This window comes from Streptomyces sp. Wb2n-11 (assembly GCF_001049855.1).
Lineage (GTDB): Bacteria > Actinomycetota > Actinomycetes > Streptomycetales > Streptomycetaceae > Streptomyces > Streptomyces altiplanensis.
Window position 1 is genome coordinate 5,889,634 of record NZ_CVPB01000001.1, and the last position, 11,882, is coordinate 5,901,515.

The window sequence follows — 11,882 nt, forward strand, 5'->3', positions numbered from 1 at the left end:
TTGATGGTTGTCCTGGGCGACCAAGCCGGGTGGGTGCCGGATCACCGCCGCGGACCAGGGGCGTGCGGCGGGCGTACGGCCGCGCTGGAATGCGCCACATCGACGCCGAGGGCCGGGGAGACCTTGGCCTTCGCCGCGGCCAGCGACGTGGCCAGAGCAGTCCGGTGGTCGGGCAACTTCGGGGCGTGCGTCCGCGTCTCGGTCTGGGGCTGCTGCGCGTTGCCGACACGGCGCAGCTCGACCTCGGAGCCGACGAGTTCGGACTGTGCCGAGCTGACGAACTCCGAGGCGAAGCCGAACCGGTTGGCGAGCGCGTAAGCCTCGTCATCGAGGTCGTTGATCTGCTCGCCCGCTGCCTCCAGCGCTTCCCGTACGCGCTCCAGAGCGCCGTGCTCGGGGTGAAGGAGGTGGTCGACCGCTTGCTGGAGAGCGGCACCGTTCTCGGCCGACCTGATCCGGTCCGTGATCTGGAGGAGTTCCGATCCGGCGGCGTAGGGCCCGAGGGGGTGTGCCGGAGTGCTCATCCGGGCCATGTCCAGGGAGGGAGGGCGACGTCGTAGCGGGCGGCGCGGAGCATCTCGGCCGCGTGGGTGGCGATGGCGACCTTGTCGGCGATTGTGGTGGTGGTGGGAAGGCGATGACGCCGGCCGTGCCAGTCGTCGATCTGCTGGAAGCCGGCGTGCTTCAGGAGTGAGGCGGAGAGATCGTCGGTGGCCCCCTTGGCCACGACGCTGCCGCTGAACTCGGACGTGATGGTGATCGGAGGAGCAGGCACGTGGGCCTCCTGGGCTCGGCGGGTCGGGTCAGAAGCGGCGGGCAGGTGCCCCAGCTCGGAGGCGAGCGATGGAACGAGGGCCCGATGGGTGGACTGTCAAGGAGAGAGTCCGCCGATTCCGGGATTTGGACCGGCCGAAGATCGCTGGTAGAGGCCGGCACTCGCCCGGCGCATCAGATCGCCGACGGGAAGAAGGGGGCCGGTGCCCCACCGCAACGGGACACCGGGCGGTCAGAAGTGAGGGTTCTCGGTCGGCCGGTCGGCCTCGGTGGCGGCCTGGAGCAGCTCGGTGAGGTCGTCCAGCTCAGAGGAGCGCTGATCGATCCATCATCCGGCGCGAAGTGTGCTGTGATCACCAGGCACCAGAGATCTCCCCTTCGATCGTCAATCCGTATCGCATTAGTTGCAGTCGTGTGCGATAAGAATCCTTATTAAGGGGCACTAGATGCATCGTCGCCCCCGGGTTACCTGCATTGAGCGCTATTGATCCGAAACGGTTTGGGTTCTGGGTCGTTGGTGGGGTGTGAACGATCTGGTGGGGGATGCGCGGCATTTGTCGCCGTCGGCGCAGGAGGTCCTGCGGTTGCGGGCGGTGGCCGCGTTGGTGGCGGGGCGGGACCGTGAGGATGTGGCGGCGGTGTTCGGGGTGTCGCTGAAGGCGGTCGACAAGTGGTGGGCGAAGTGGCAGGCCGGCGGACGAGAGGCGCTGGTCATGCAGCCGCGGGGCAAGCCGGTCGGGGTGCACCAGGTGCTCGGGGAGGCCGAGCAGGCCGCGGTGCGGCAGGCGGTCCTCGACCACCGACCCTGCGACGTGGGGCTGAGCGGACAGTTGTGGACGCGGCGGCTGATCGGTGACCTGATCGCGAAGCTGTACCGGGTGCGGCTGACCGAACCGGGAGTGGGCAAGTACCTGAAGCGGTGGGGCCTGTCCTTCCAGCGCCCGGACAAGCGGGCCGTCGAGCAGGACCCGGAGGCCGTCCGGCGCTGGCACGAGGAGACCTGGCCGAAGATCCGCGCGAAGGCGAAGGCCGAGGGCGGTGAGGTCCTCTTCGCCGACCAGGTCGGCATTCGATCCGACCAGGTCACCGGCCGCACCTGGGGAGAGAAGGGCAGGACACCAGTGGTGCGGCGGAGCGGGAACCGGTTCTCGGTGAACGCGATGTCGGCGATCAGCACCAAGGGCCGGATGCACTTCATGGTCTTCACCGAGAGCTTCACCGCGGAGGTGATGTGCCGCTTCCTGGACCGGCTCGCCGGCCACTTCGAGACCAAGGTCCACCTCGTCGTCGACGGGCACTCCGCCCACCGCTCCAAGAAGGTCCGCGACTGGCTCGCTGCCCACCCTGACGACATCGAGCTGCACTTCCTGCCGCCGTACTCGCCCGAGCTGAACCCCGACGAGCTGGTCAACGCCGACCTCAAGCACAGCCTGCCCCGGCAGCACCGGGCCCACGACCAGGCCGAACTCGCCGCCGAGACCCGCCGCTTCTTCCGCAGACGCCAACGCCAGCCGCACATCGTCCGCGGCTACTTCGGCGGCCCACACGTCCGTTACACCCTGGACGAGAACCCCATGAGTTTCTGATCAATAGCAGTGCCAAGCGGCTTGCCTCAGCATTGTCACCGACTGCAGCCCTTCTTCCAGCCAGCCATTCGAGAGCCCTGAGATTGCCAGCATCGGCGGCACGAACTATCAAGTGGTCGATCTCCTCAGCCTTGGCCTCAGTTTCTAGGCGCACTTCCGCTATGTTCAGCCATGCCCAGGTGGCCCCAGCCCTCGCGGCCTCCTCCGCAAGGCGCTCGGCTTCTTGCTGCAGTCCGGCGACTTCGGCCAGTACCCACGGTGCACGTCCTGAGCTGGCTGGGTAAGACCACACGGGAGTGTCGTACCAATCTTGTGGACTTCTGCGTGTTCGGCGACGCTGGAGGGCGACTTCGTCACCAGGAATATTAAAAGAAGCTCCTCCGGTCCGCTCCTTCCTGTTCGCCAATATGCGGTCCAACACGTTCAGAGTGTTGGGTTGGCCGGCATCAATGGCTTGGAGGGCGAACTTTTTGGCCTTATCTCGGACCCCCCTCTCCGCATACGCTATGGCTATCTGAATTCGTGGGAGTGAATCGCCGAAGTCCGTTTGTATGCAAGCTAGGCTTTGTAGATCTTCGTCTTTTTCTGCTTCGATAAGTAGCTTGATTAATTCCGTCATCGCCTTGGGGTGAGTGGCGATAACTCGCCCATAGAGCTCTGCCGCCAGTTGCTTTCGCCATCTGATATGGGCGGCGTTGGCGAAATTCATGAGATAATCGGGTGCATGGATGTGATCTGTTACAGCATTCCAGAAACCTTCAGGAGGTATGAGATAGCGGCGCTCCAGCTGGCCATGTTGTTCGATGTAATCGGCCAGCCGATACGTGGGCAAATCTAGTTTCGTGGTATCAGGTCCGGGCGGGCGCTGTCGGCGACGAGCCAGCAGGCCACGAACTCCGTGTACAGCGGCGGCGGTGTAGGCCAACGCCTTCTCCAGCCAGTCGTCGCCAAGCTGGTCCTGCTCAAATTCGTCGAGATAGGCCCACGCCGCGCTTTCTAGGAATGTCATGGGGAGGTCTAAACCGTGGCCCAGCCGGCGGGCGTCCAACGCAGCATTGACTAGGGCCCGCGCCGCTGGCGGTGCGGTCTCGTAACGCTCGACAAGGCTGGGGCCTCCGGCAAGATACTGTGTAATCCTCCCCTGCTCAGCCTGGTCAACGGCCTGACGGAGGCGTGCGTCGTCGACAGCTGCGGTCCGCAGGCTTCGCAGTGCCGCCTCGTCGAAACTTGACGACACGCGGATGGCAGTCCCGGATAGAAGTGCACGGGTCTGGGCGTGAGCTTGTGGCACGTCGCCTGATGAGGGTGCAGCAGTCAGCACATCCCAGTGGTTCGGCCACATTGTGCCCAGGACGAGGATCGGAGCACGATCAGGATCGCGCATCACGTCACGCAGGCGAGCTGCAACCTGTTCCCCGGAAGCGCCAAGGTAGTGCTGGGCTTCATTGAGCCACACCACAGTGCGCGGGCCGATCATAGGCAACTGATCAAGGACTGCCTCCGAGTGACTTGGGTCAATGGGATGCCACAGCCGCCAGTCCGCAGGCAGATACTGAACCGCTTCCCAACAAGCGCGGGTCTTACCGGTAGATGAGCCACCGACCAGGACAGCGATTCCAGTAATCCCGGCTGCCGCTCGATCAACCACCTCCCGCAGCTTCTTGTCGTGTGCACGCTGCACATACGTCGGCAGCTGCGGCAACTCAGCCCCGTCGTTTACCAGTGATACGTCAACGGCACGGTGGACTTCCAGCGCAATGGGGTCGCACTCGGCGATCGGCTGCCCCAGTGGCACAGCCATGCGGGCCTGCACCCACAAGTCCCGTGCACGCGCCCGAGCGTCGTTCGGATCCCACGCCGCCATCCGAGCCAACACCGCCGCAATTGCGGCTACATCGGCCTGGCTTGGCGGAACTTCGGCCGATACCAGGCAGCGGTGCACGGTGTCCTTACTCGGCGCACCCAGCAGTCCATCGTCTTCTGCGATCGCCGCGGCCACCTCGTCCATGCGCGGCGCGTCCGCTTCCAGGTACAGCCTGTACAGCAGCTCCTTGAGGTCTCGCAGCGGCCCCGCGGCAAGCCGCGGACGCGCGATCACACGTGGGCGTCGCGCCGTCTCTCTCCTCTTATCTCCACTCATCGCGCCATGTTCTCGCTTGTCGTCTGGGGCGGTGGCCTGAACAGCACATCCACGGTTTCGTGATCGTCCCCCATCGCAACTGAGCTGCGCTGTCCCTGCTCCAGGAATCGTGGGCTCGGAGCTGGCCAGCAGCTTGTCACAAACTGCGAACCATGGAGGTTCTCAATGCCCCATAGCCGAGACGATCGCCCGAAGCGACGAGCGCGTACCAAGGTTGCCTTCCCTGCTCTTGCCGCCATCCTCTCCGGCGCCACCCGGGCTGTGATCGGCTGGCTTTTGGACCACGCGCTGTAATCGAGTGCTGGTGCGCCGCCACCATGCTTGTCTGCGGCGGTGCACCAGCACTGACGGCACCTGCGGGCCGAAGTGGGGGCTGGAGGCTGGCTCGCCGAAGGGTCCCTCCGTCCGTGGGCCTGCTACGGATGAGCCGGGCTCTGGGCATCCAACAGCGGTAATGCAAAGCTTTGTGCTTGTACGCGCACTTCACGGGCAGCGCCTTGCTTCACAAGATGTGGCTGGCATTCCATACGTTGCGATAGTCCGGCTTACCGGCAACGGCCATGGGAATTGCTCCTTACGGGAGTTGGATCAGCGGGGGCGGGAGAACGTGATGCGGGGGTCGACCGGCCGGGCCGCCGCAGCGGGGACCGGTGCCTTGCCCGGCAGGCCAGCACGGGCCGGGCTGGCGGCGAGCGCGGCGGCGCTGACCGGAGACGTGCGGGGAGTGCCCTGGCCGCGCTCACGGGACGCGGTCGGCGCGGCAGCAGGGCGGGGGGCGCGCTGCTACGTCCTGAGCGAGGCGGGGCTGCACCGCGACCTGGACGCCGGACCGGTGCAGCGACAGCGTGGCGCCGGCGACCTTCCCCAGGGCCTCGTCACGGCTGGTGGTGGCGGGCAACGTGTAGATGTCCAGGCGCGGGTTGTGCCGCCAGCCGTGTTCCACCAGGGCGAGTCCGGTGAGCCCGGAGGCGCGGTCGTCGATGGCCGCGACGATGCCGAGCCGCGGATGCTCGGCGAAGGCGACATCGGGTTCGCCGAGCGGGACCCGGTCGCGGACGGGCGCCGCATCGGGTGCCAGCGAGGGATCGAACACAGCGTCCACGTCGACTCGATAGCCGGACTTGCGCAGCAGCGCGACTGCTCGGGTCGTACGACCCTGTCCGTCACGATTCTGATCGGTCAGGGCGTACAACGTCGGCTGGCTCGGAAGGGGGTGGAAGTCGAGCCTCTCCAGCATCCACGCGCTGGCCGCGAGGTTCTTCGGGTTAGCGGCGACGATGCCGTAGACGGAGTGGTGGCCGAAGGCGAGATCGGGCAACACGTCGTAGTGGCTGGGCATGGCGGATCCATCCGGGGTGGGCTCGGTCGCAGTGGTGGTCGAGGGCCGAATCACTTCTGCCGGTGCGGTACACGGAGAACTCCAAGGCGGTGGGTGGTCAGCGACCGGGGGTGGACGAGGGGCGTACGGACGGCAGCACGGTGCGCGCGGACGACTCTGCCGGCGGACGGACCGGGACCGTGCGCTGTCCGAGCGACGGTGAAGGTGCGAGAGCGGCGCTCACTCGTGGTGAGGCAGAGGGCGGCGGAGCGGTCCGGTCCGCCTGCGCTCGAGCCTTGTTGGGGTGGGTGGTGTGGCGGTCGGCCAGGTAGTCGCGTATCGCTCGAAGCTCGACCGCGTAGGAGTCCAAGTCCCCGGCGATGAGGCGCAGGCGGTCCGCGTAGCGGTGGTCGGCTGTGTCGCCGAACCCCTCCCACCAGCCAGCTGTCGTGTCGAGGATCTCGACGACCCGCTGGAGAACACCGTCGCCGGGAGCGGCCAGCTCGCTCAGCGAGGCGACCGCCTCGCTCGTGTGCGTTGCCGCCTGGATGGACTGGGCCAGGTGCCCGAGACGGTCGCCGAGACTCATCTCGTGGGTCAGGGCAAGAGGGAGGCTGGGTTCCAGGAGGGCAGGGGCACAGGCGAGGTGGAAGCCCTCGGCCTGCAGCATGTCGAAGGCCCGGGTCACCACCTGCCGTTGCTCGGCCGGGTCGGTCATGGCCGAGGGCAGCCGGTAGTAGTGCGCACCGCCGAACGCCACGGCGGGGACGAAGCCCGCGCGGTAGAGCACCGTGCCGGCGGCTCGTTCCTCAGCGGATCGTTTCTGCTCCGGTCGCGGAGGCACGCCGAGCCGGTCCAGGCGCGCGTCGACGGCGGCGAGCAGATCCGGGACGCTGCCGCCGTGCTGGGCATCGGGGCCGTCGGGCTCCGAGTCGTAGATCACTTCGTACACCGCGGGCTCGGCGGACCGGTGGCGGGTCACCGTCCAGCTCTCGGGGGATTCGGGGTGCTCGGAGGGCGGTTCCTGCGGGGGAGAGATGAGCAGCGAACTGCCGTCGGGAAGCTCGGCGTGGACGACGTAGTCGCTGAGGCCGTACTCGACGGTGCACTCCAGGCCGCGCTGCCGGAGGGGAGCAGTGAGGTAGTCGTACCGGTGGTCCCGTTCGGAAGCGTCATCCGCAGGTGAGACGGACGATGTACTGATCCATGCGAGGACGTGTGAGCCCTCCTGTTTGAAGGTGATGAGGGCGTTATCGGGGTGCATGGGGTTTCTCCGTTGCCGGTTGCCCCCGGGTCGGTGGTGGGAGCCGCAGATCTGTGGGGGCTGGAAGGGGAGCGGCGATTTATGAGGATCCGGCGATCGGTTGGTTTGGCGCTGCCGCGACTCGGTGCTAGGAGCGTCAGCGGGAACGACCGGGGACCGGCGGGTTCGACGCCGCGGGCGCCGGAAGCGGACCGGGCGAGGGCCACGCGCGCACGTTCGGTCTGCGAAGGCTGCTCGGGGTCCGCCCGGTCGGCCAGGTACTCGGCGGCCCGGACGAGCGCCGGGCCCTGGTAGGACAGCTCGTGCGCGTAGTGCCAGCCCTCGGAATTGCGGTGCTCCTCCGCGCGCTCCTGGTAGAGCTGGAGTGATCCCGGTTGCGAGGCGTCCATGAGCGCCATGATCTGGTCCCACTCGTGCCGGAGCTGACCTGCTCGTACCAGGGTGGTGTCGATCCCGCGCAGCCGTCGGAGGTCGTCGCTGATCGGCCCCTCGACATAGTCGGGACCGCCGGCGGCGGCGCGGACCCCGGCCAGCACCTCGGGGCCGTGATCGAGGAAGACCTCGGCGTGCCTCCACGCCTCGGCGTCGCGCTTCACCTTGCCGTCCTCGTAGCCCTTTTGGTCGATGGGCCAGCCGTCCTGGACGCAGAAGGAGTCCGAGACCGCGTCCCAGGCGTCGGACGCCTGGTTGATGCCGGCGGCGGCCGAGGCCAGTGCCGGGAGATGCCGCCGCCACTCCAGGTGATCGGTGGCCGACGGCGGCTGGTGGTCGGCCGATGGGGAAGAAGTAGACATGATCGGTCCTTGTTCCTGGCCGGTCTTCACCGTGAGCACGGCAGCGAGCGGACGGTGGCCGGAGGCAGAGGAGCAGACGTCGCGGTTGGCGGACCGGCGGAAGCTCCTCGTGCCGAGACGGCCGGGGAGGTACGGGCCGCCGTTGCCGCCCGATGCGAGCGGATCTCGTGGCCCACGCCCTCCCGCACGAGATGCAGCTCCTCGCCGAGATCGGCTAGGCGTCCGGCGAGGGCGTCCAGCTCGGCAGCGCTGCCGCAGGCGCCGTGAGTGCGGCACCACCCGGAGGCGGTTTCGAGTGTCTGGTGCAGCCGGGCCACCGCGCCGGAGTCCTCCGTGAGGATCGTGGAGAACAGCTCCTCGAACTCCTCGGGCCGGGCGGCGACGAGACGGTCGTTCCTGTCGGCGGCCGGTGTGTCGGCGACCGGAGTTCGGACGTTTTCGTGAGTCCGGTGGCCTGCCCGCAGTATGGTTGAAGGCAAGAGGCAACTCCCTTATAAAAGTGGCTGGTTGAGCTAGGCCGACATGCGGGCGTCGGTATCGAACAGCTCACGTTCCACCGGGTGCAGGATGTGCTGGGTGATGAAGCTGCGGCCGGCGACTTTCCACAGGCCCCGGCCCTTGGTCAGGGCGGACACCGCTTGGGTTTCGACTCCGGTCAGGCCGAGGAGCGACGCGGCGGCGGCGAGCTGGTCGGGTTCCTGGCGGTAGATGATGCGGGTGGAGCAGTCGGCCAGGAGGCCCTCGGCCAGTACCCGGCCGCGCGAGCCGGCATCACCCGCGCTGAGCAGGTCCGACAACCTATGGATGACCATCAGATTCGCGATGCCGAGTCCTCGGGAGAGCTTCCATTGGCTCTGCATGCGTTCCAGTAGGCCGACGTGCCGCATCAGCCGCCAGGCTTCGTCGTAGATCACCCAGCGTCGGCCGCCGTCGGGGTCGGCGAGGGCGGACTCCATCCACGCGCTCGCGCAGGTCATCGCGAGGACCAGCGCGGTGTCGTCGCCGGAGCCGCCGAGGCGGGAGAGGTCGATGGACAGCATCGGCGTGGTCGGGTCGAAGGCCACCGTCGAGGGGGCGTCGAACATGCCGCTCAGATCGCCGTGCACCAGGCGGCGCAGGGCGTGCGCGAGGTCCTGGGCGGCCGACCCCAGGCGCCCGCCTTGGTGGCCGAGGGCCAGGTCGAGGCGTTCGGGCGAGCCGAGGGCGTGGGCGATCTTGCCGAGCAGGGGCACCGTGCCATGGGCGGTGGCCTCGGCGACGACCAGGTCGAGGGCGAGGTCCAGGGCGGTGTGCTCCATCGGCAGCAGATCGCGCTTCAGCACGGTGCGCGCCAGGCCGGCCAGGAGCAGCAGGCGCCGCTTTCGGACCTCGGTCGACCAGTCCTCCTCGCTGACGGAGGCGGGCCGGGCCGGGGCGTCCAGCGGGTTCAACCTGCCCGGCAGCCCCGGGCCCAGCGCGATGCTGTAGCCGCCGAGGGCCTGCGCGACACCGGTCCACTCACCCTTCGGATCGCACGGGATGTAGATCCGGTAGCCGTGGGCGATCGACCGGGTGGCGATGGACTTCGCGAGGGCGGACTTGCCCATGCCGATGATCCCGGCGAGGACGACGTTGGGGTTGGTAAAGCCTTCGATCCGGCCGCTGCTGTACAGCGAGAACGGATCGAAGCAGAAGGCGGCTTCGGCGTGGACATCGCGGCCGATGAAGATGCCCTCCGCCCCCAGGCCGCCCTCGGCCACGAACGGGTAGGCCCCCGAAGCCGTGGCGGTGGTCATTCGGTGGGCGGGCAGGTTGAGCTTGCCGCCCCGGGCCGAGGCCGGACCGGGACGACCCGACGGCGGATAAGTCGGCCGTAGCTCCGGGTCGAGGGTCTGCTCGGCGCGGTGCTTGAGCGGGGTTCCGGCGAGGCGGGCCTGGCGGCGGGCCTCGGCGAAACCGGCGCGGGCGGCCCTCTGCTCGGCCCGTGAAGCCTTGTGCGGCACGAACAGGGGGGAGGCGCTGGCGCGGGTGCGGGGCATGAACGTTTCTCCAGGCAGAGGTGGGTCAGCGGCGGACGAGGCCGGTGAACGGCGCGTGCAGGTCGGCCGGGGTGGTGCGGCGGCGCACCAGGTGCGCGGTGCGCTGGTGGCGCTGGCAGATGGTCAGCTCCGGCGCCCCTTCAGGCAGACCTGCCTGGCACGCCTCACGCTCGGGCACCTCACCGGAGTCCGGCCGGGGCGCCGCGTGGTAGGCGGCGTGGACGTGGTCGGCGGCCTGCCAGATCCGGGTGCGGGCGGTACCCAGCTGGTCACCCTCGGCCGGCACGAGCTGACCGGTGCGGGCGGTATGGGCGTCGAGCAGGCCGTGCAGCGAGACGAGGTGGGCGTGCAGGGCGTCCAGCTCGGCGCGGGTGGTGACGAGCGGGCCGCCGGGGAGGTTGAGCGCGCGGTGGAAGTCGAGCGCGGCGGTGGCGAAGGGCACGAAGTCCTGCGCGGTCGGGCTGGCGGTGCGGGACATGAGGGTGCTCTTTCGAGGGGAGGGAAGGGCCGACGTCAGGCGGCGAGCGCGAGCGGCAGGGCGGCGGCGGTGAACGCCTCGGCCTGCTGCCAGGTCAGCGGCCGGACGTCGAGCTGGGCGCCGACGGCGGCGGTCTCCACGACCGTGCAGGCGGAGCGGAGTTCGTCCTCGGAGTCGGCCGAGACGGTCAGCAGCCCGGTCAGAGCGACATCGGCGTGCCCCGCGATGAGCTGGCGCTCGCGGGACTTGATGTCCTGGTACTCGATCGAGTCCGCCTCGGAATCGACCTGACCGCGCCGGGCCCGCTCGGCGACATCGGCGATCACGCTGGCCTTCTTGCGCTGAACGTCGCGCAGGGCGGCGTCCAGTCCCTTCGGCTCGTAGGAGAGCGACAGAGTGCGCCGGACCCCGCCGGTGAACAGGAGCTGGTGCAGGAAGCCCGCGCTGGTTTCGGTCCTCGGCCAGTTCTCCACCCAGTACGTGGCGTGGACGGCCGAGTCGGTCGCGATGTGGTCCGCCTTCTCGACCACCACGACGGGTCCGGCGGCGGCGGGCTCGGCCTCGGGGCGACCGGCGGGCGACCATCGGTCCAGCGTCGCGAGGGACTTGGGGTCGTATGCGGTGCGCACGACGGCCGCGATCTCGCGCGAGGTGAGCCACCCGGTGGGGTTGAGCCCGGCGGTCCGCGCAGCCTGATCGAAGGTGGAGGTCAGCTGCGCCAGCACACTGAAGGAACCCGTCAGACCGCCGCCGGCCTGATTGATCAGGCGTCGCGCCGCCTTGGCGTCCAGCGACACCGCGACGTACGCCTCGTGCGGGGCCGCCGCTGGGCCCGCGCTCTGGATCAGCTCGTTGTAGATCGCGCCGGCCATGGGGGCGTCGGGCTGGCCGTGCTCTTCCCAGTAGCGGCGAAGCGCGTCGCCGGAGTCCGGGACGGTGCGCTCGATCACCTGGATGCGGGTGACCTGACCGGTGCGGGCAAGCGCGGCCAGCGCACGCCCCCAACCGCTGACGTTGGCCTGCTGGGTACCCGGATCCAGCAGCGCGTAAGCACGGGAGGAGACCTTGACCACGGCGGTCAGCGTGCCGCTGTGCGGATCGTGGACCGCACCGTACCTACCGTCGGGCGCGGTGACCACGCGCAGGCTGGCGGCGGTGCCGGGCAGGTGAAGGAGACCCTCGCGGGTCGGCCGACGGGAGGGCCGGGTGAGCCAGAGGAGCTGGCCGCGCACCCGGCGCAGGACGTACCGGGTGACGATCGGCGCCCAGTCCGCCAGGGCACGGCCCCGGTGACGGACGAAGACAAGGAGGGTGATGACGGCCCACAGCGGGATGAGCTGCAGAGCGCCGACCACGCCGCGGGCCAGGACCACGGCGAGCAGAAGAAGGCCGGTGAGACCGGCGACGATCAGTTGCGGGGCGGTCAGGCCGAGAAGGATGCCGCGCCTGCTGCGGTGGGGGAACTTCACGGTGGCTGTAGGTGTCTGGTGCTTGCCGGACATGGTGGTTC

The 11,882-nt window shown here is 68.7% G+C and carries 9 protein-coding genes and 1 pseudogene; 1 reads left to right on the forward strand and 9 read right to left on the reverse strand.

Annotated elements, in window-relative coordinates:
- Positions 1 to 41: 41 nt before the first annotated feature.
- Together BN1555_RS26865 and BN1555_RS41365 are read right to left on the reverse strand one after the other, a co-directional pair.
- Entirely contained in the window at positions 42 to 524 is a 483-nt protein-coding gene (locus tag BN1555_RS26865) for a hypothetical protein (RefSeq protein ID WP_255306192.1), read from the reverse strand.
- On the reverse strand, positions 521 to 775 hold the full coding sequence (locus BN1555_RS41365) for a hypothetical protein (RefSeq protein ID WP_304364447.1): 255 nt from the start codon (positions 773 to 775) through the stop codon (positions 521 to 523). The genes BN1555_RS26865 and BN1555_RS41365 overlap by 4 nt, the downstream gene beginning before the upstream one ends.
- Positions 776 to 1,358: 583 nt before the next feature.
- Between BN1555_RS41365 and BN1555_RS26870 the strand changes: the two genes are divergently transcribed.
- Positions 1,359 to 2,360, forward strand: coding sequence for an IS630 family transposase (locus BN1555_RS26870; RefSeq protein ID WP_093801769.1), 1,002 nt, complete (start codon positions 1,359 to 1,361; stop codon positions 2,358 to 2,360).
- 2,879 nt (positions 2,361 to 5,239) lie between these two features.
- Here the strand turns inward: BN1555_RS26870 and BN1555_RS26875 are convergent.
- The 7 genes and pseudogenes from BN1555_RS26875 to BN1555_RS26905 all read right to left on the reverse strand — a co-directional run bounded on the left by BN1555_RS26875 (position 5,240) and on the right by BN1555_RS26905 (position 11,874).
- On the reverse strand, positions 5,240 to 5,839 hold the full coding sequence (locus tag BN1555_RS26875; RefSeq protein WP_255306193.1) for a hypothetical protein: 600 nt from the start codon (positions 5,837 to 5,839) through the stop codon (positions 5,240 to 5,242).
- A 97-nt stretch (positions 5,840 to 5,936) separates the two neighbouring features.
- Entirely contained in the window at positions 5,937 to 7,082 is a 1,146-nt protein-coding gene (locus BN1555_RS40660; protein WP_255306486.1) for a hypothetical protein, read from the reverse strand.
- 188 nt (positions 7,083 to 7,270) lie between these two features.
- Positions 7,271 to 7,876: pseudogene (locus BN1555_RS40665) on the reverse strand (hypothetical protein); the annotation flags it as partial.
- A gap of 26 nt (positions 7,877 to 7,902) precedes the next feature.
- Positions 7,903 to 8,355 (reverse strand): hypothetical protein, encoded by a 453-nt coding sequence (locus BN1555_RS26890; protein ID WP_255306194.1) that lies wholly within the window; start codon positions 8,353 to 8,355, stop codon positions 7,903 to 7,905.
- A 33-nt stretch (positions 8,356 to 8,388) separates the two neighbouring features.
- Positions 8,389 to 9,894 (reverse strand): ATP-binding protein, encoded by a 1,506-nt coding sequence (locus BN1555_RS26895; RefSeq protein ID WP_176710145.1) that lies wholly within the window; start codon positions 9,892 to 9,894, stop codon positions 8,389 to 8,391.
- Between the two features lie 25 nt (positions 9,895 to 9,919).
- Positions 9,920 to 10,372: a DUF6238 family protein gene (locus BN1555_RS26900; protein WP_093801770.1), complete on the reverse strand. Its 453-nt coding sequence runs from the start codon at positions 10,370 to 10,372 to the stop codon at positions 9,920 to 9,922.
- A gap of 35 nt (positions 10,373 to 10,407) precedes the next feature.
- Positions 10,408 to 11,874: an SCO6880 family protein gene (locus BN1555_RS26905; RefSeq protein ID WP_093801771.1), complete on the reverse strand. Its 1,467-nt coding sequence runs from the start codon at positions 11,872 to 11,874 to the stop codon at positions 10,408 to 10,410.
- Between the last annotated feature and the right edge of the window lie 8 nt (positions 11,875 to 11,882).